The sequence below is a fragment of the Fimbriimonas ginsengisoli Gsoil 348 genome, from assembly GCF_000724625.1.
Lineage (GTDB): Bacteria > Armatimonadota > Fimbriimonadia > Fimbriimonadales > Fimbriimonadaceae > Fimbriimonas > Fimbriimonas ginsengisoli.
Genome location: NZ_CP007139.1, coordinates 2,216,187 through 2,233,792, shown reverse-complemented (window position 1 = coordinate 2,233,792; position 17,606 = coordinate 2,216,187). Strand labels below are relative to the sequence as shown.

The 17,606-nt window shown below is 59.8% G+C and carries 18 protein-coding genes and 1 rRNA gene; 9 read left to right on the top strand and 10 right to left on the bottom strand.

Annotated elements, in window-relative coordinates:
* The first annotated feature begins 2 nt into the window (after positions 1-2).
* From OP10G_RS10245 to OP10G_RS27855, 3 genes are read left to right on the top strand one after another with little or no spacing between them, the layout of a single operon-like run.
* Positions 3-785 carry an MlaE family ABC transporter permease gene (locus OP10G_RS10245; protein ID WP_025225984.1) on the top strand — a complete coding sequence of 261 codons (783 nt, stop codon included), beginning with the start codon at positions 3-5 and terminating at the stop codon, positions 783-785.
* A 15-nt stretch (positions 786-800) separates the two neighbouring features.
* Positions 801-986: a type II toxin-antitoxin system HicA family toxin gene (locus OP10G_RS27860; RefSeq protein WP_084179051.1), complete on the top strand. Its 186-nt coding sequence runs from the start codon at positions 801-803 to the stop codon at positions 984-986.
* Positions 987-1,028: 42 nt separating this feature from the next.
* Positions 1,029-1,247, top strand: coding sequence for a type II toxin-antitoxin system HicB family antitoxin (locus OP10G_RS27855; RefSeq protein ID WP_084179048.1), 219 nt, complete (start codon positions 1,029-1,031; stop codon positions 1,245-1,247).
* 140 nt (positions 1,248-1,387) lie between these two features.
* Here OP10G_RS27855 and der read toward each other — a convergent pair whose 3' ends face one another.
* The gene (gene der / locus OP10G_RS10240; protein ID WP_227625102.1) at positions 1,388-2,803 is read right to left on the bottom strand and encodes a ribosome biogenesis GTPase Der; all 1,416 of its coding nucleotides are present in this window, start codon (positions 2,801-2,803) and stop codon (positions 1,388-1,390) included.
* Positions 2,804-3,015: 212 nt separating this feature from the next.
* Here der and OP10G_RS27725 point away from each other — a divergent pair, with 212 nt between their 5' ends.
* On the top strand, positions 3,016-3,381 hold the full coding sequence (locus tag OP10G_RS27725) for an acyloxyacyl hydrolase (RefSeq protein ID WP_338031934.1): 366 nt from the start codon (positions 3,016-3,018) through the stop codon (positions 3,379-3,381).
* On the opposite strand, the gene OP10G_RS10230 is transcribed toward OP10G_RS27725, so the two are convergent.
* The gene (locus tag OP10G_RS10230; protein ID WP_025225987.1) at positions 3,378-3,911 is read right to left on the bottom strand and encodes a hypothetical protein; all 534 of its coding nucleotides are present in this window, start codon (positions 3,909-3,911) and stop codon (positions 3,378-3,380) included. The genes OP10G_RS27725 and OP10G_RS10230 overlap by 4 nt on opposite strands.
* A gap of 69 nt (positions 3,912-3,980) precedes the next feature.
* Between OP10G_RS10230 and OP10G_RS10225 the strand changes: the two genes are divergently transcribed.
* Positions 3,981-4,811, top strand: a complete 831-nt coding sequence (locus OP10G_RS10225) for a carbohydrate-binding family 9-like protein (protein ID WP_025225988.1) — start codon at positions 3,981-3,983, stop codon at positions 4,809-4,811.
* A 2-nt stretch (positions 4,812-4,813) separates the two neighbouring features.
* Entirely contained in the window at positions 4,814-5,497 is a 684-nt protein-coding gene (locus OP10G_RS10220; protein WP_144241088.1) for a hypothetical protein, read from the top strand.
* A gap of 16 nt (positions 5,498-5,513) precedes the next feature.
* On the opposite strand, the gene OP10G_RS10215 is transcribed toward OP10G_RS10220, so the two are convergent.
* The 4 genes from OP10G_RS10215 to OP10G_RS10200 are packed head-to-tail and all read right to left on the bottom strand — an operon-like array spanning position 5,514 to position 9,996.
* Entirely contained in the window at positions 5,514-6,587 is a 1,074-nt protein-coding gene (locus OP10G_RS10215) for a substrate-binding domain-containing protein (protein WP_025225990.1), read from the bottom strand.
* Positions 6,584-7,549 carry an ABC transporter permease gene (locus OP10G_RS10210; protein ID WP_025225991.1) on the bottom strand — a complete coding sequence of 322 codons (966 nt, stop codon included), beginning with the start codon at positions 7,547-7,549 and terminating at the stop codon, positions 6,584-6,586. The genes OP10G_RS10215 and OP10G_RS10210 overlap by 4 nt, the downstream gene beginning before the upstream one ends.
* A complete protein-coding gene (locus OP10G_RS10205; protein WP_038472960.1) occupies positions 7,546-8,529 on the bottom strand; it encodes an ABC transporter permease in 984 nt (327 codons plus the stop codon). The genes OP10G_RS10210 and OP10G_RS10205 overlap by 4 nt, the downstream gene beginning before the upstream one ends.
* Entirely contained in the window at positions 8,530-9,996 is a 1,467-nt protein-coding gene (locus OP10G_RS10200) for a sugar ABC transporter ATP-binding protein (RefSeq protein WP_038474918.1), read from the bottom strand.
* A 93-nt stretch (positions 9,997-10,089) separates the two neighbouring features.
* Here OP10G_RS10200 and OP10G_RS10195 point away from each other — a divergent pair, with 93 nt between their 5' ends.
* Both OP10G_RS10195 and araA read left to right on the top strand, forming a co-directional pair.
* Positions 10,090-10,332 carry a hypothetical protein gene (locus OP10G_RS10195; protein WP_025225994.1) on the top strand — a complete coding sequence of 81 codons (243 nt, stop codon included), beginning with the start codon at positions 10,090-10,092 and terminating at the stop codon, positions 10,330-10,332.
* A gap of 112 nt (positions 10,333-10,444) precedes the next feature.
* Complete coding sequence (gene araA, locus OP10G_RS10190; RefSeq protein WP_038472958.1) at positions 10,445-11,905, top strand: L-arabinose isomerase; 1,461 nt, start codon at positions 10,445-10,447, stop codon at positions 11,903-11,905.
* 4 nt (positions 11,906-11,909) lie between these two features.
* Here araA and OP10G_RS10185 read toward each other — a convergent pair whose 3' ends face one another.
* Positions 11,910-12,230: a DUF5615 family PIN-like protein gene (locus tag OP10G_RS10185; protein WP_025225996.1), complete on the bottom strand. Its 321-nt coding sequence runs from the start codon at positions 12,228-12,230 to the stop codon at positions 11,910-11,912.
* Entirely contained in the window at positions 12,227-12,463 is a 237-nt protein-coding gene (locus OP10G_RS10180) for a DUF433 domain-containing protein (RefSeq protein WP_025225997.1), read from the bottom strand. Before OP10G_RS10180 ends, OP10G_RS10185 begins: the two co-directional genes overlap by 4 nt.
* A gap of 51 nt (positions 12,464-12,514) precedes the next feature.
* Between OP10G_RS10180 and OP10G_RS10175 the strand changes: the two genes are divergently transcribed.
* On the top strand, positions 12,515-14,155 hold the full coding sequence (locus OP10G_RS10175; RefSeq protein WP_025225998.1) for a ribulokinase: 1,641 nt from the start codon (positions 12,515-12,517) through the stop codon (positions 14,153-14,155).
* Positions 14,156-14,165: 10 nt separating this feature from the next.
* Here OP10G_RS10175 and OP10G_RS10170 read toward each other — a convergent pair whose 3' ends face one another.
* Both OP10G_RS10170 and OP10G_RS10165 read right to left on the bottom strand, forming a co-directional pair.
* Positions 14,166-15,563: an alpha-L-fucosidase gene (locus OP10G_RS10170; protein WP_052547670.1), complete on the bottom strand. Its 1,398-nt coding sequence runs from the start codon at positions 15,561-15,563 to the stop codon at positions 14,166-14,168.
* A gap of 406 nt (positions 15,564-15,969) precedes the next feature.
* Positions 15,970-17,481: ribosomal RNA gene (locus tag OP10G_RS10165) — 16S ribosomal RNA — on the bottom strand.
* Between the last annotated feature and the right edge of the window lie 125 nt (positions 17,482-17,606).

Below are 17,606 nucleotides of genomic sequence, written 5' to 3'. Positions count from 1 at the left end.
CAATGGCCGCGAACGTCGACCGCCCCTACGCCCTTAGCCCGATCCAGTCGATCGTCTCCTTCCTGACGTTCGTTGGGGAGTGCGGCATGATCATCGCCGACGCGATTCGACGAGCCCCCCGCCGCCCATTCGAGATTCGCGAGACGATGAACCAAATGGCGTTCATTGGGGTCGCCTCAGTCCCGATCGTCACCTTGACCGGGTTCTTTTCCGGAGCGGTTCTATCGCTCTACCTTTCCCAGTTCCTGGGTCAGTATGGCGCCACGAATTTCGTGGGAGCCACGGTAGGACTGACCGTCACCCGCGAGGTCGGACCGGTGATTGCGGGAATCATGGTGGCGGCGCGTTGCGGCTCCGCGATGGCCGCCCAGATCGGCAGCATGGCGGTAACCGAGCAGATCGACGCCCTCAAGATGCTGAGCGTCCATCCCACGAACTACTTGATCATCCCTCGCATTCTGGCGGGCCTCCTGATGCTGCCGGTGCTCTCGATGGTCTGCATGTGGTCCGGCGTGGTGGGCGGCCTCCTGGTGGCCATTACGGAGCGGATCTCGTACGCCACCTTTATCCATTCGGTCCAGCAATTCGTGAAGCCGGAAGATTTCGTCAAGGGAATGATCAAAACTCCCTGTTTCGGCCTCATCGTCGCCGTCGTCGCCTGCCAGCAGGGGCTGAGAACCAAGGAAGGCGCCGTCGGCGTAGGTCGCGCCACCACCAACACCGTCGTCATCGGCATGGTCCTCATTTACATCGCCAACTTCCTGTTAGCGAGAGCGATGTACTAGCCTTGGGAGTTCCCCATGCAAGTTCGAGACCTGCTCGATAAACTTAGAAAGGAGGGGTGGGTGCTTGACCACCAATCGGGAAGCCATCGGCAGTTCGTTCATCCAACGAAACCGGGCATTGTGACGGTTCCGGGACCTCCCAACAAAGAGATACCACCGGGAACGTTGAATAGCATCAAAAAACAGGCTGGCTGGAAATAGCCTATCGCTGAATTGCGTCTATAACTTATTAGGAGAGAAGCCATGCATCAATACGTCGTCATTTACGAAAGGCCGGAGGGTGCGCTAAATTGGGGAGCCTACGTCCCGGATCTTCCCGGTTGTATTGCGGTGGGCGACTCCCTCGATGAAGTCAAAGCGGAAATGGCAACAGCTATCGCACTTCATCTAGAAGCCCTCCAACGCCACGGGTACGCCATACCCCTCCCATCTAGCGTCGCAGGCACCGTTTCCGTTGCGTGATATTTTCTCCACCGTCGGGCGTTTTTCCATCGCACCTCGGCAATGACCGCCGGTCTCCAGACCGGCACTCCGGCGAACGGACGTTCGCCAGCATGGGCGGGCCGCCCATGAATACCCACGGGCGAGCCGCCCGTGCTACCTTATTCTGGTTTCTTGTGGCTGCTCTTGGCGGTCAGACGGACCGGCGTGCCTTCGAGGGGGAAGGCTTCACGGATCTTGTTCAGCAGGTATCGCTGATAGCTGAAGTGGAGTAGCTCCGGGTCGTTGCAGAACAGCACGAAGGTCGGAGGGCGGGTAGAGACCTGAGTCGCGTAGTAGATCTTGAGCACCCGGCCCTTACTGGAATAGGGACGAGAGAAGACCGCTTCTTGAATCAGCCGGTTCAACTGACCGGTGGAAATCCGGAAGTTGTAAGCCTCTTGGGCTCGAAGAACCTCATCCAATGCCGGGCCGAGACCCGCGCTCTCCTTGGCGGACGTGAAGGCGGCGGTAGCGTAATTCAGCTCGGGGATTTCGTTCTTGACGACCTTGATGAAATCCTTCTTGATCTGAGTCATGTGACGCGGGTGGCCGTCGGGCGGCTCTTTCAGGTCCCACTTGTTGATCGCGAAGACCACCGCTTTTCCGGCATCGTGCGCCAGCTTCATGATACGCTTGTCGCCGTCGGTGAGCCCTTCGTTGCCATCGACCACGACCATCGCGCAATCGGCCTTGTCGATCGCTTTCTGCGCCCGGTCGACCATGTAGTATTCGACCGATCCCTGAATCTTGCCTCGACGCCGGATACCGGCGGTGTCGATGAGACGGAACTTTTCGCCGTGGTACTCCAACTCGGTGTCGATCGCGTCGCGCGTGGTGCCCGCGATGTCCGAGACGATCATCCGCTGCTCGCCGGTGAAGGCGTTGATCATCGAGGACTTGCCGACGTTCGGACGTCCGACGATCGCCACTCGGACTTCGGTGCGGTCGTCGACGTCGATCTCCGACGCCGGAGGCAGGAGGTCGACGACCACGTCCATCAGATCGGCAACGCCGCGGCCGTGGAGGCCTGAGACCGGATACACCTCGCCCAATCCGACGGAGTAGAACTCGTTGGCAAACGAATCTCGCTCGGGATTGTCCGCCTTGTTCACCACGACCAGCACCGGCTTCTTAACCGGACGCAGCTCGCGAGCAAGGTCCATATCGTCGGGATTCATCCCATCCCTCGCGTCGGTCAGGAAGAGGACGATGTCCGCCTCCTCTAGAGCGACGTTCGCCTGCACGCGGATCTGCTCGGACAGCGGATCTTCTTCGGAAAAGACGATGCCGCCGGTGTCGACGACTTGGAACCGTCGTCCATTCCACTCGGTTTCGGCATACAGGCGGTCTCGGGTGATGCCCGGGGTGTCCTCGACCACCGCCACGCGGCGCCCCACCAATCGGTTGAAAAGGGTGCTCTTGCCGACGTTGGGACGTCCGACGATGACTACTACAGGCAGGCGTGTGCGCATGACAAATCCAAGGGGGGTTGCGGCGAACTGTACCTCATCCCGCATCATGGGCTCGGGATTCATGAGTATCGATGACTAAGGGAACGGTTGCGTTGGGTTTGTTTGCACTCCTTTCGGGGGCGTTGGCAGAGGATCGACCTCTTAACCATCCCTCCAAATACCTTTACGGTTTTACGGGACAATCGGTCGCGTTTCTAGGTTCCGAAGACATCCGGTACGGCTTCGGGGTTGGGCTGGGATTTGGGAAGCCGGAGCATCGCTTTAGGTTTCGCACCTTGCCCGCTCAACTTGTCTACGAGGGATACGTCGACCGTACGACGAGCCGGTTCGCCTACACCCGGGTTCGCAGCACCTGGGCGGTGGGTGGTCTCGTTTACTCCCGTTGGTTCTGGCCCCAAGATAAACAAGGGCGAAGCATGTACGGCGATTTCGGCTGGGGTCTTCAGTACACCACCGCGACGTCTCGGGATTTGGACATCACGCTCAACTCGACGCCGATGATCGGCTTCGGCGGCATCTTCCCGGGCGGTCGCCGCGACTACCTCATCGGTTTGCGGCTCTTGCACATCTCCAACGGCGGCGTTAAGAAGCCAAATCAGGGGCAAAACCAGTTCTTTCTGACGATCGGCATCCGCTACTAGGGCGGCGGGTTGCCAATCGGAACGCCGATCATCCGGCTGAGGAGGTCGCAATACATGAGCGACTCTCCCTCCTGCGTGTTTCGCAGATAGGGCGATACGAGGTTGTCTTCCCAGTAGAACCAATCGGGCCAGACGCCATCGTTGACGAATTCACCCTCTCCGTAGTACCGGAACAGCGTGACCTCCTCCCGGTTCTTGAGGAGCAAGCCTACGGTGAAGAGATCCTGCGCCTGGTGTGCCGACCAACTGGCGCCCGCCGACATGTCGTTGTATCCGTAAAGGATCTCCTCGACCCAATCGAACTCAATTCGCTTCGAAGTGCGGTAGAACCACCACTTTCGAATCTGTAGCCGAACTACCCTCAGGTGAGGATCGACGACCACCTTCCTCGAGCCAAAACCAAGCGAGAACAGATGAGCGCGCCAACCGGTAGTGGCGACGAGCAGCTGGCCTTCTTTCGAAAGCTTCGGCCGAAAAGCAAAGATCCGGCTCCAAAGCCATTCGAAAGCAAATCCCTCGATCGAACTCATGTACGCACCCAAGATACAAACTTCGCTCAAAGAAGGTTGCCGGTAGGAGAGACATACTTAGAGAGGTCTATGGCTGAATCCTACGTCGCGTACCGAGTCTCCGAGCCATTGCCCGTCGACGGCACGCTTTCCCACCCAGCCTGGCAAAACGCGCCGCGTTCACCACGCTTCGTCGACATGGCGACCGGCGAGCCCGGCCTCCTCGGCACGCAATCCGCCGTGCTGTGGGACGACGATAACCTCTACATCGGCTTTTGGGTCGAGGAGCCGTATCCCAAGGCGAAGCTGACGGAGCGCGACTCGATCATCTTCAACGAGAACGATATCGAAGTCTTCATCGACGGCGGCGACTGCTATTACGAGTTCGAGCTCAACGCGCTGAATACGGTTTACGAGGTCTTCTTCATCTGGCGCGACGCGTATCTTCGCGGCGGACGGTTCGACATTCCCGAGTTCGACCTAATCGACCGAAAGTCTTTCACCTTTGGCGGCGACTTCGACCGAAAGCCGGAGAGCTTTTGGTGGGGAACCAACCCCCGCGGCCTGCGCTGGGCGTTTCTCGACTGGGACTTTCCGGGCGTGCGTTCCGCCGTTCACATCGACGGAGTGCTCAACGATCCAAGCCAGCCCAGCCGAGGATGGACCGCCGAAATCGCGTTCCCATGGACAGGGATGGAGCACCTTGCGAACGGACGGTCCTTGCCTCCCGAAGAGGGAGACGAGTGGCGGCTCTTCCTCGGCCGATTCCAAAAACTGGCGGTCGGAGAAAATGAGGTCCAAGCGGCTTGGTGCTGGACTCCCCACGGAAAGTACGACACGCACATGCCGGATCGATTCACCCCGATTCAATTCAGCAAATCCGAATTGACCATTTCTTACCCACCGGGTTTATCCTTATGAACATGAAAGTCTTGGCTGGATTCGCTCTGCTTCTCGTCACTGCTTGCGGTTGGTCACAACAGGTTCGCCTGCAAGGTGTGTTGGACCTTCTCCCGAGCGGGAGAGGAGCGGCCGCCGCCAAGGTTCCCGGACTTCAGGAAAGGATCAAGGCGCTGAAGGAAGCGGGGCGGCAGCGCATCGCCTCGGGCAAAGCGTCGACCAAGTTCAAACCTTCGGAAGCCGGCGTCCGGAACGCGGTTGCCGGAATCGCCTTTACGGACCCCGACGACCCGAAGACCCTTCCCGCGCAGATCCAGTCGATTCGAACTTCGGTGAAGCAGTTCCACCAGCGAATGAAGGCGGTCGGCCTTCAGCCAAACGACTTGGCGGACGGATTTGCCATGGCCCACGCCCTGTTCAGTCAGGCGAGCACGGGCAAGCCGGTCTCCCGCAAACAGATCAAGGCGAACCGCGCGGCCATCTATAAGCTGATCATGTCGAACGCGATGTATCAGGGATTACCCGACACTCAGCGCGAGGCGATCTACGGCCGTGAGATCGCCCTGGCGATGTACGGAATCGGATGCCGCGAGCAAGCGGCCGAGGTCGAGGGAGAGGTGGCCCGCGCCTCGCTCATCTCTCGGGCTCAACGGAACGCCAACGCTTCCGGCTTGATCCCAGTGCTCACCGGCGCCGTCCGAATGTGACGGCGCCCGAGCGCTCTTAGAAGTTCGACTTATCGATATTCGATTTGTCGAACGTCACCAGTGGGCCGCCAATCACCACAAGCTTGTCACTGAGCTTTTGCTTGCCGAACTTGGGCGTGTCAAAGGTCGCGCCCGCCGTCGGAGTCAGCTTCTTGGTGTGAATTTGCGATCCGAGGTAGGTGGCCAGATAACCTTCGTTGTACGGCGCCCAAAGCTGGAACGAAGTCACCACGCCGTTGTTGACGAACTTCTTGAGCTGATTGGGGGTGCTAAGGCCGGTGAGCTGGAGCCCCTTGCCGACTGCGTGGGGTCCGCCGGGGAAAACGCCGGTCCGCTCGATGACCGGAGCCGCCGCCGCGAGGCCGACACTCGTTGGGGCGATAATGCCGCGCAAGCCGGGATGCTTGGCGAGCAACCCTTCCGTCTCGGTGGTGCTCTTGACGTCCTTATCGTCCCCAAAAACGGTTTCGACGAGCTTCATCTTGGAGAATTTGGGATCCTTCAGCGTCTCCTTCATCTTGGCGATCCAAGCGTTTTGGTTCGGCGCGTCGGTCGTCGCCGAAAGGATCGCAAACTCTCCCTCGTACCCGGTTAATTTTCCAAGCAGCTCAACTTGAGAAGAGCCGATTTGGTCGAAGTCGGCAGGTAGGACTGCGGCGTCGCGATGCGTCTCGTTCTTGTCGAGGTCGGCGTCCACCGTGATGACGGTGATTCCTTTCGTCTTGGCCTGGTCGAGAACCGTGTTCAATGCATCGGGGCTGTTGGGCGAGATCGCGATCACGTCCACCCCCTGCTGGATCTGCTGCTTGATGATGGGGATCTGGGACGTCGCTTCGCCCGTCGCCGGTCCGACCTCGGTGAAATCGGCCCCCAGTTCCTTGGCCGCGTCTTCGAAGCCACGCTTTACTTCGTTGAAGTAGGGGTTCCCCTCGTTCTTCGGGATGTAAACGATCTTCAACTTCGCACCGGACGACTCTTTGGAGGCAGTCCCACCGGTGGTACCCGTGGATCCACTGCCGGAGTCGCTACTCCCGCAGCCGGCCAGCACGAGGGTGGGAAAAAGGAGGAACGCGAAGGCGCGAAGCTTCATGTCGTTACTTTTACTGGAGAACGACCATTCTGCGCCAGTCGGTCGAGAAGATTCGTGACCAAGACGGCCACGATGAGCAGCGTTCCGATCACCGCGAGCTGGGTTTCCGCGCCGTAATTGCGCAAACCCATTTCGGTACGGACGAGCGAAAGCGCCAAGAGCGCCAGCATCGTTCCAAGAATCGAACCCTGTCCGCCGTAGATGCTGGCTCCGCCGAGGACCACCGCGGTGATCACATCGAGCTCCAAACCGGTGGCATGGTCGTACCGCGCGATTCCAAGGCGCGAATCGATGATGAGGCCGGCGAGGCCGGCGAAGAACCCCGAGACGGCAAAGACGCGGGTCGTAACTCCGACCGTCGGCACGCCCGAAAAGAGAGAAGCTCGCTCGTTCGTACCCACCGAGTAGATCCAGCGACCGAGCACGGATCGATGCAGGACGATTCCGGTGGCAACGGCGGCCAAGATGAGCACTACGAGCAGCACGGGGACCGGCGTGCCGGGCACCGTCATCATGTCGAGGCCGACAAACTTGGGCGGCACCGGCTCAGACCCCGCGCCGAGCATGACGTGGGCAACGCCGCGATACCCCGCCATCGTCGCAAGCGTCACCACGAACGAGGGAAGACGCAAACGCGAGATGAACGCGCCGTTGATCCATCCAAGCCCGGTGCCCAGCCCAGCCCCCAGAACGCCCGCCACCGGAATCGGAACTCCGGCGGACATCAGCTTGGCCGTGACTCCGGCCACCAGCGCCAAGGTGGCGGCAACGGAGAGGTCGATCTGCCCGCTGACGATGACGAGCGTCATTCCCAACGCGAGCAATCCGGCCTCGGCCTGCTGCGAAACCGCATCCATGAGGTAACGGGCGTCCAAGAAGTGGGGCGACATCGCGGGGCCGATCGCGAAAGCGATGACGACCATCACCGCGGGCACAAGCTCTCGCCGGGCAAGCAGCTTCACGCCGCCACCTTCTTTTGCAGGAGGGTATCCACCACCACCGCAATCAGGATAACGGCGCCGTAAACCAGTTGCTGCCAGGTCTCGGTTATTCCGAGAACCGCGAGAGCGACATTCACGGCGCCTAAAAATAGCGAGCCAAGCAAAACTCCTAATACCGTTCCAGAGCCGCCGACCACGTTCGTGCCGCCGATGACTACGGCGGCAATGACCAACAGCTCAAGCCCTTGCCCCGCGCTTCCGGGGTTCACCACGCCGTAACGCGAGGCATATAGCACGCCCGCAAGCCCGGCGAGAGCGCCGGTGATGGCGTAGACCATAAAGGTGGTACGCCTCACCGGAATCCCGCGCAGGCGCGCCGCCTCGGGATGGCTGCCGAGTGCATAGATATCTCTTCCGGCTCTCGTCTTGCGCACGAACCAAGCCGCGATCGCCGCCATGGCGAGGGCGATGACCAAAATCCAAGGGAATACGATCCCGAATACCGTAACTGGGCCCGCGAGGGTCCACCGGGTGAGGCCGTCTGGAATGTAGTTCGAATCGACCTGTTCTCCGCGGCTTACGATGAAGACCAGTCCTCGGAAGACGCTCATCGTACCGAGCGTCGCGATAATCGGAGGCACTCTCGCCCCCGCGATCAACCCACCATTGACCGCTCCGAGAGCCAATCCGACACCGACACCGATCAGGGTCCCCTCAAAGATCGGAAGGCCCGGATGGGAACGGAACGTCATGCCGACGATCATCCCGCTCAAGCCGACCATCGACCCAACCGAAACGTCGATGCCGCGGGTAACGATCACCATCATCTGCCCGATGCCGATCACGACGAGCAGCGGCACCCATAGCAAAATGCTTTCGAGACTGGCGGCCTGAAGAAATCGCGGCTCGCGAATCCCCGCGACCACCATCACCATCAAGAGCAAAACGACCGTTCCCGCCTCACGCATCGCCGCTACACGCTGAAGAAAGGCGCGATTCAACTAAGCAACTCCCGTTGCCGCGAACATGACCCGCTCGGGCGTAGCTTCCGAGGCAGTAAACGTATCTACGAGGCGCCCGGCTCGCATGACTAGCACACGATCACTCAGTGCTAGTAGCTCCGGCAAGTCAGAAGAAACCATCAGAATCGCCATTCCGTCGGCGACGAGGTTTTGAATGAGACGGTGCACCTCGTCTTTCGCTCCAACGTCGACGCCCCGAGTCGGCTCATCCAGGATGAGGATCTTTGGCGAGGTCATCAGCCACTTTCCCAGGACGATTTTTTGTTGGTTCCCGCCCGAGAGCTGCCGAACCGGCTGATCGACCGACCGGTAGGCAGTTCGAAGCCGATCCGCAAATTCCTTCGCCAGTGCCCTTTCTCGCTGCGGCTTGCGCCACCCTTTGCGGGCGAGCGGAAGGGTCGCATTTTCGGCGATAGAAAGGGGTAGCAACAACCCTTCGTGCTGACGGTCTTCGGGGACCATCGCCACACCATGTTTCATCGCGTCCCTTGGGCTCCGAATCTCCACCGCCTCACCGCCGATCTCGATCTGCCCGGAAGGACGGGGCCCGACGCCGAACAGGGCGCGGCACACATCGGTACGGCCGGCGCCCACCAGACCAGCGATTCCAACGATCTCGCCAGGGCGCACTTCGAAGCTAAGGGGCTCGAACTTCCCCGCTACCGAAAGGTTGGTCACGCGCAATATCGGCGAACCGACGAACTCCTTCCGGCCGACCGAGGTGGTCGCCGCGACGTCGCGTCCCACCATTAGGCGGACGATTTCTTCGACGCTCGTCTCAGACGGTAAACGCTCGGCAACCTTCTCACCGTCGCGCATCACGGTTATCCGGTCGGCGATCTCAAAGATTTCGTCCAGGTGGTGGCTCACAAACGCGATCGCCCGCCCTTGCGCTCTTAGCCGACGTACGATCGTGAAGAGTTCGGCGACTTCTTTTGGGGTGAGCGAGGCGGTCGTCTCGTCCATCAAGAGCACTTTCGCGTCGTGGGAGAGGGCAGCCGCAAGTTCAACCATCTGCTGGTCTGCGACCGAAAGCCCACCAACTCGCGCTTGTGGATCGAGCTTTACGCCGAGCAATTCCAAGATCTCTCGTGCGCGCCGACGCATCGCCTTCCAATCGATTCCGCCCCGAGAGATGGGCTGGTGCCCAACGAAAATATTCTCCGCGACATCGAGGTGGGGAAAAGTGAGCGGCTCTTGGTGGATGAGCGCGATCCCGCGTTCGATCGCTTGCCTTGGACTTTCGAGGACGACCGGATTGCCGTCGATTTCCAACGACCCGGCGGTTGGGCGATAAACCCCGGCGATGAGCTTTGCCAAGGTGGACTTGCCAGCCCCGTTTTCGCCGACGATCGCATGCACTTCGCTCGCCCGAAGTTCGAGGTCGACCCCTTTTACAACCTCGACCCCACCGAACGCCATGCGCACGGCGACTGCCCTCACCATCTCCACCGCCGGATTGTATCCGCAAGAGACCCAATAGCCTAGAAGGGGACAATGGAATCGCCAAAATTAGAAAGGTTGAGGAGACCTATTGCAATGACTTTCGATATCCCCTTGAACATCGAGTCGAAAATCCATGCTTTCGCATGCGCTCACCACCTCAGCGCAAACGATGCCGTCGTCAGGCTCATCGAGGCCGGTTTGAAGTTGCAGCCCGCAAGCGAACTCGGCTCCATCGATGAGGGTCGAGAACACCGTGCGGACACGGTTTTGATTGACGACGCCGTAATGATCGCGATTGAAGAACGGCGACGTCCCTCCACCCGAATTCCCCAGTAGGATGGTCAGGTGTGTTCCAAGCGCTCTCTGATGAAGAAGGATTATTTAGCTTTCTGAAAGAATGACCAGGTATGGTCCATCAGAGCCGCCTTGGCGCACTCGACACATTCCTATGAGCCCAATCGAGATCTGGTTCGTTACCGGCAGTCAACACCTTTACGGCGAAGAGACTTTGCGCCAAGTGGCGGACAACTCCCGGCGCATCGCGGAAGCGCTAGACGGAAGCCTGCCGGTCAAAGTTGTCTTCAAACCGGTTCTGACCGACCCCGATGCGATTCGCAAGCTCTGCCTCGAGGCCACCGCCAGCGAGAACTGCGCCGGATTGATCCTTTGGATGCACACCTTCTCGCCGGCGAAGATGTGGATCGGCGGCCTATCCCAGCTTCGCAAGCCGGTTTGCCACCTCCACACGCAGTTCAACCGCGACCTCCCGTGGCAGAGCATCGACATGGACTTCATGAACCTGAACCAGGCCGCCCATGGCGACCGGGAGGCGGGACATCTCCACACGCGGATCGGGCTGCGGCGAAAGGTCGTGGTGGGACACTGGAGCGATCCCGAAGTTTTGGAACGGCTTGGCGCGTGGGCCCGCGTCACGCGCGGTTGGCACGATCTGCAGGGAGCCCGCTTCGCCCGGTTCGGCGATAACATGCGAGAAGTTTCGGTCACCGAAGGGGACAAGGTCGCCGCCGAAATGCGTTTCGGTTTCTCCGTCAATGGTTACGGCGTAGGCGATCTCGTGGCGACGGTGAATCAGGTCACCGACACGGAGATCGAATCTCTCTACCGAACCTACCAAGACCAATACGATCTGACGCAGATCGGCGACGCCGGCCCGGTAAAGGAAGCGGCGAGGCTAGAGATCGGCATTCGCGCATTCCTAGAGCAAGGCGGTTTCAAGGGATTTACGACGACGTTCGAGGACCTTCATGGCCTTACTCAGCTTCCCGGCCTCGCCTGCCAGCGACTGATGGCGGACGGCTACGGTTTTGGGGCGGAAGGGGACTGGAAGACGGCGGCGCTGCTCCGCTTCATGAAGACGGTTGGCCAAGACCTTCCGGGCGGCACCAGCTTCATGGAGGATTACACCTACCACCTGGACCCGGTCCGACCCCAGGTCTTAGGCGCGCATATGCTGGAGGTCTGCCCCACCATCGCCAAGGGCAAGCCGCGGCTGGAGGTCCACCCGCTCGGTATCGGGGGAAAGGCCGACCCGGCTCGCCTCGTTTTTGATGCCCCCGCCGGTCCGGCTCTAAACGCCTCTCTGGTCGATTTGGGGCACCGATTCCGGCTGATTGTCAACGAAGTCGACGCGGTCGAGGTCCCGCCGATGCCGAACCTTCCCGTCGCCCGTGCGCTGTGGGAGCCTAAGCCCGGGTTCAAAACCGCCCTCACCGCTTGGATCTACGCCGGTGGCGCTCACCACACCGGGTACAGCTACGCCGTCACCACCGAGCACCTCCGCGACTTCGCGGAAATCGCCGGTGTGGAGGTGGTTGTAATCGGAGAAGAGACGAAGCTGGAGGCGTTCCGAAACGAGCTGCGATGGAACGAGGCGGTTTGGCCACGCTGAGGCCTTAGTTAATGACGGTAAAGGAACCCGCTTCGAGTTTGGCAAGCACTTCGTTCAGCTGGGGGATCAAGGGAAGCAGTTCCTCGAGCTTCACAAGGACTGGACTGAGCGTGACGACCGAAATTGAACGGCCATCGGGATTCTGCTGGAAGCGAAAATTCTTGTCGACAGTGACAATGACCGCGAAGCCATCTTCTTCCGCGGCGGTCAAAAGCCGGCCGTTTGTCAAGGCTTGCCAGCCGAGCTCCCGCGCGTGGGCGACTTCGTGGTCCGGGAGACTTCGGGCCAACCGCCAGTCCACGCAATTGTCGAGCAGGATCTTCACGCCGCGTCGGCTTCCAACACCGCCAGAGCAGTCTGCTCCTCCCATTCCAACACCCTCAATGCGTCAGTTTTTGGCACGCTTGGATAGCCAAGCAAGAACTCTTCCAACGGAGTGCCGTGGTTCACGTGATCGAAAAGTATTTTGACCGGGACGCGCGTATTTCGAAAGCAAACGGTTCCACCGAGAGTCTCCGAGTCGGCGCTCAAGATGTCGGTTAACTCCTGAGGAATCATGACCCTTAGATCGTACTAGCAACGGATCGTTTAAGGTGTACTGAAAACAAAATGGCAAGGCTATCGCTTGGACTCGACTACGGCACGAATAGCGTGCGTGCGCTCCTCGTCGACGTGGAAACGGGTGCGGAGCTCGCGACCAGCGTATTCAACTTCCCGTCGGGTGACGCCGGCATCCTCCTCGATCGTCGCGACCCCAATCTCGCCAGGCAGAATCCCGCCGACTACGTGGCCGGGTTCTATGCGGCAGTAGCTGAAGTCCTCAAGGGTGTGAACCCGCATGACGTCGTGGGAATCGGCGTCGATACCACCGGTTCGAGCCCCTTGCCGATCGACGCCGAAGGGACGCCGCTCGCTTTCCATCCAGAATTCAAGGAAAATCTCGCCGCCTATTGCTGGCTATGGAAAGACCACACCTCCCACGCCGAAGCCGCCGAAATCACCGAAAAGGCGCGCGCGCAAGGACAGCCGTACCTCGCCAAGTGCGGCGGCACGTATTCCTCGGAGTGGTTCTGGTCGAAGATTCTCCACTGCGCCCGCGTCGCGCCAGAGGTTTTCGCTGCCGCCGACTCATGGGCAGAATGCTGCGACTGGATCACGGGATACCTGACGGGGAGCTCCGATCCCAAAACCATGGCCCGTTCCGTTTGCGCGGCCGGTCACAAGGCGATGTACGCCGAAGAGTGGGGCGGCCTCCCTTCAAAGCAGTTCTTATCGACCCTCGATCCACGTCTGGCCGATCTCCGCGATCGGCTCTACGATAAGGCCGTAACCAGCGATCAAAGCGCGGGTGGACTCAGCGCCGAGGTTGCCGAGCGCACGGGACTCAAGGAGGGCACGCCGGTCGCCGTTGGCGCCTTTGACGCCCACTTCGGCGCCGTCGCTTCCGGCGCCCGCCCCGGCGTGCTCGTTAAGATCATGGGAACGAGCACGTGCGATTGCATGGTGCATCCCCTCGACGAGCCGCTCGCCGACGTGCCTGGCCTGTGCGGCATCGTCCGGGGCTCGGTTCTTCCGGGCTGCTACGGATTAGAGGCGGGCCAGAGCGCGGTGGGCGACATCTTTAACTGGTTCTCCCGCTTCTCCGGCCGCTCGCACGAGGAGCTCACCGACGACGCCGAAAAGCTAAAGCCAGGGGAGGCGGGACTGCTTGCCCTCGACTGGAATAACGGCAATCGCACCATCCTCGTGGACCCGCTGCTCACGGGCCTCTTGGTCGGGCAGACGCTGTACACGACCCCCGCGGAGGTCTACCGAACCCTCATCGAAGCCACGGCCTTTGGCGCGCTAAAGATCATCAACCGCCTTGAAGAGTACGGAGTGGCCGTGCGCGAGGTCGTGAACTGTGGCGGCATCGCTGAGAAGAGCTCGCTTACGATGCAAATCTACGCCGACGTCTGCAACCGGCCGATGAAGGTGTCGAGATCGTCGCAGACCTGCGCCCTCGGCTCGGCCATTTTCGGAGCCGTGGTCGGAGGCGCTTACGGAACGGTTGAAGAAGCCCAAGCCAAGATGACCGGCGTCAAAGATCGGGTCTACGAGCCTAACCCCCAATCGGCGGCGATCTACGCCCGGCTCTTCAAGCTGTACAGCGAGTTGCACGACGCGTTTGGCAACACAGGCTGGACCGGATCGCTTTCTCACGTCATGAAAGACCTGATCGACATTCGCGACGAAGTCCGCGCGGGGTAGTCAGGCGGCGTCATAGGGTCAAGGATAGGCGAAGGACGACAGCCGGTTCCCTCGACAAGCCGGGAAGCAACGTAACCGCGAGCCCCGAAGGAGTCATTCGGAACGGAATCGGTACGTCGGCCCCGACGAGGGAGACAGAGGATACGTTCGCGCCTGCCAGGGAGGCCACTAGAATCTCCGATTCGGGGGAGAAAGCGATGGCGTACAGAATGTCTCCTTTCGTCGTGAAGCGGATATCGCCGGCAACGAAGGAGGAACGGTTTGTATCCGTAAAGGCTCCCTCTCCAACTTCTGTCGGTCCCTCGCCGAACGTGTGCCAGGGCCGGGTGCCGTAGATCGCTTCGCCGTTCACTTTCAACCAGGCGCCGATCTCGCGTAGGATCCGCTGCTCCTCGTCGTGGATTGTCCCGTCCGCTTTCGGTCCGATATTCAATAGCAGAGCGCCGTTCTTACTCACCACGTCGACGAGGTCCCCGATAAGAGAGGTCGCCGTCTTGTATTCCTGCCCCTCGATGTATCCCCAACTGTTCTTGCTGATGGAGGTGTCGTTCTGCCAAAGCTCCGGCCGGATTCCTGCGAGTTGTCCCCGCTCTACGTCGAAGACGGCCGTTCCTTCTGGAAACGCTTCGTACTTGTAGTTGATCGCCACTCCCATGCCCCACTCGAGGCCACGGTTGTAGTAGTGGGCCGCGAACCGTCGAAGGTACGGCTCGAAGGCGTGGTTGCCGATCCACCAATCGAACCACACCAGTTGAGGGCGATATCGGTCGACCGCCTCGCAAGTTCGGGCAAGCCAGTCCTCAAGAAACGCCTCGTCGGGCGAACCGGCGGTCATGTCGTGCCAGTCCGCGGCGGCGGGTTCGGCGGGTCCGTAGAGACCGTCAAAGGCCGGGTCCGTTACGTCAGAGGGGAAGGTCCGGCCGCCATCGAAGAACCACCAGTGTTCCGCGCGATGGCTTGAAAGTCCGAACACCATTCCCTCCGCTCGGGTGGCCTCGGCCAGCTCGCCGAGAACATCCCGCTTGGGTCCCATTTTGCTCGCGCACCAATCGGAGAGAACGGAATCGTACATCGCAAACCCATCGTGGTGCTCGGCGACCGGCACCACGAACCGGGCGCCTGCCTCGGAGAACAACCGAGCATATGCGGCCGGGTCGTAGTTCGCGAAAGTCAGACCCGGAATGAAGTCCTTATAGCCAAACCTTTCCTGCGTCCCGTAGGTGTTTACGTGGTGCTCAAACTCCGGAGTGCCGGGCCGATACATGTTCCGTGGATACCACTCGTTGCCGAAGGCCGGCACGGAGTAAACGCCCCAGTGCAGAAAGATCCCGAACTTCCCGTCGCGGTACCAATCGGGAATCGAGTATCCGGATAGTGATTCCCACGAAGCTTCAAAACGCTCTGGCATAGAAGCCACAGCTTACTGGGTACGCGTCGCCCTAAACGCGAATGCCGGGCCTGCGCCCCTGGCTTTAGAAAATCGCCCGTTTCGGGCCAACATGGTTGCCACGGTGGGTAACAGTCAGGGCCAGGAGTGGACCCTACTGAAGCCAACGCAGCGCCGAAGGCGCGAGGTTCTAAAGCGAAGGGCGAAGCCCTGGTGCGCTTGGGGCGCGATAGATCTAGAGCCCGGAAGGGGCGATCTGCATTCCCTTTGCGTGCTACGTTAGGTCCAGAACTGAAAAAGCCCCGCTTCTTCGTTGGTTAGAAGTTGCGGGGCTTAGACCTTCAAAGCCGCAGTCGAGAGATTTGTTGTTTAGATAAGTCGACCTAGAGATGTCTTCGCTCATATCGAGCAAAGAGTGCTTCTCTTTTAAGGAGGTGATCCACCCACACCTTCCGGTACGGGTACCTTGTTACGACTTAGTCCCTCTTACCCCCCTCACCTTCGGCCGCTCCTTCCCTTGCGGGTTAGGCCACGGACTTCGGGTGAAGACGATTCAAGTGACTTGACGGGCGGTGTGTACAAGACCCGGGAACGTATTCAACGCAGTATAGCTGACCTGCGTTTACTAGCGATTCCGCCTTCATGCAGTCGAGTTGCAGACTGCAATCTGAACTGGGGGCGTATTTTTGGGATTGGCTCCACCTCGCGGTATCGCGGCCCTCTGTTGCGCCCATTGTAGCATGTGTGAAGCCCCAGACGTAACTGCCATGCTGACTTGACGTCATCCACACCTTCCTCCGGCTTACACCGGCGGTCTCCTGTGAGTGCCCGACTTTCTCGCTGGTAACACAGGACGTGGGTTGCGCTCGTTGGCGGACTTAACCGTACACCTCACGGCACGAGCTGACGACAGCCATGCAACAAGTGTCTTCATGTCCCCTTGTGAGGGAGGAGCCCATTTCTGGACTTTTCAATCGATGTCAAGTCTGGGTAAGGTTCTTCGGTTAGTATCGAATTAATCCACATGCTCCACCGCTTGTGCGGGTCCCCGTCAATTCATTTGAGTTTCAACCTTGCGGCCGTACTCCCCAGGCGGGATACTTAGTGCGTTAGCTGCGGCACAAGGGGGGTCGATACCCCTTACGCCTAGTATCCATCGTTTAGGGCGTGGACTACCAGGGTATCTAATCCTGTTTGCTACCCACGCTTTCGCGCCTCAGCGTCAGTGGTCGGCCAGTATGCTGCCTTCGCCATGGGTGTTCCTCCTGATATCAACGCATTTCACCGCTACACCAGGAATTCCACATACCTCTCCGACACTCCAGCTCGCCAGTATGCACAGCGGTTTCTGGGGTGAGCCCAGAGATTTCACTCTACACTTAACGAGCCGCCTACGCGCTCTTTACGCCCAGTAAATCCGGACAACGCTTGGACCCTACGTCTTACCGCGGCTGCTGGCACGTAGTTAGCCGGTCCTTATTCACTCGGTACCGTCCTAAGTCTTTCCGAGTAAAAGGAGTTTACAGGCCTAGACCCTTCGTCCTCCACGCGGCGTCGCTGCATCAGGGTTTCCCCCATTGTGCAAGATTCCCAACTGCTGCCACCCGTAGGTGTGTGGGCCGTGTCTCAGTCCCACTCGAGCGGACCATCCTCTCAGACCCGCTACCCGTCGTCGGCTTGGTGAGCCGTTACCTCACCAACTACCTGATAGGCCATAAGCCGCTCCCGAAGCAAAAAACTGTTTAATGGAAAATCGATGCCGATCTTCCGTCACATCCGGTATTGCCCAGCCTTTCGGCTGTATATCCCAGTCTTCGGGGCACGTTGCTTATGTATTACTCCGCCGTTCGCCACTAAGGTATTACTACCCTCGTTCGACTTGCATGTTTTAGGCACGCCGCCAGCGTTCGTCCTGAGCCATGATCAAACTCTCCGAAGAAAGTGATCTACCTAAACGTCTCTTTCGAAACGCTATGGTTGACTGATTTTTTGTTTGCGTTCTCCATGGGTAGATTAACCCCCATGGTCTCCAGTCCCACCGCGTGTAACCGCGCAGGAACCAAA

Excerpts from the sequence above, each read along its gene's own strand:
- OP10G_RS10220 (WP_144241088.1), top strand. The coding sequence starts at position 4,814 with ATGAAAGTCTTGGCTGGATTCGCTCTGCTTCTCGTCACTGCTTGCGGT.
- OP10G_RS10175 (WP_025225998.1), top strand. The coding sequence starts at position 12,515 with ATGGCAAGGCTATCGCTTGGACTCGACTACGGCACGAATAGCGTGCGT.
- OP10G_RS10180 (WP_025225997.1), bottom strand. The coding sequence starts at position 12,463 with ATGATTCCTCAGGAGTTAACCGACATCTTGAGCGCCGACTCGGAGACT.
- OP10G_RS10215 (WP_025225990.1), bottom strand. The coding sequence starts at position 6,587 with ATGAAGCTTCGCGCCTTCGCGTTCCTCCTTTTTCCCACCCTCGTGCTG.
- der (WP_227625102.1), bottom strand. The coding sequence starts at position 2,803 with ATGAATCCCGAGCCCATGATGCGGGATGAGGTACAGTTCGCCGCAACC.
- OP10G_RS10230 (WP_025225987.1), bottom strand. The coding sequence starts at position 3,911 with ATGAGTTCGATCGAGGGATTTGCTTTCGAATGGCTTTGGAGCCGGATC.
- OP10G_RS10170 (WP_052547670.1), bottom strand. The coding sequence starts at position 15,563 with ATGCCAGAGCGTTTTGAAGCTTCGTGGGAATCACTATCCGGATACTCG.
- OP10G_RS10225 (WP_025225988.1), top strand. The coding sequence starts at position 3,981 with ATGGCTGAATCCTACGTCGCGTACCGAGTCTCCGAGCCATTGCCCGTC.
- araA (WP_038472958.1), top strand. The coding sequence starts at position 10,445 with ATGAGCCCAATCGAGATCTGGTTCGTTACCGGCAGTCAACACCTTTAC.
- OP10G_RS10195 (WP_025225994.1), top strand. The coding sequence starts at position 10,090 with ATGACTTTCGATATCCCCTTGAACATCGAGTCGAAAATCCATGCTTTC.
- OP10G_RS10200 (WP_038474918.1), bottom strand. The coding sequence starts at position 9,996 with ATGGTGAGGGCAGTCGCCGTGCGCATGGCGTTCGGTGGGGTCGAGGTT.
- OP10G_RS27855 (WP_084179048.1), top strand. The coding sequence starts at position 1,029 with ATGCATCAATACGTCGTCATTTACGAAAGGCCGGAGGGTGCGCTAAAT.
- OP10G_RS27860 (WP_084179051.1), top strand. The coding sequence starts at position 801 with ATGCAAGTTCGAGACCTGCTCGATAAACTTAGAAAGGAGGGGTGGGTG.
- OP10G_RS10245 (WP_025225984.1), top strand. The coding sequence starts at position 3 with ATGGCCGCGAACGTCGACCGCCCCTACGCCCTTAGCCCGATCCAGTCG.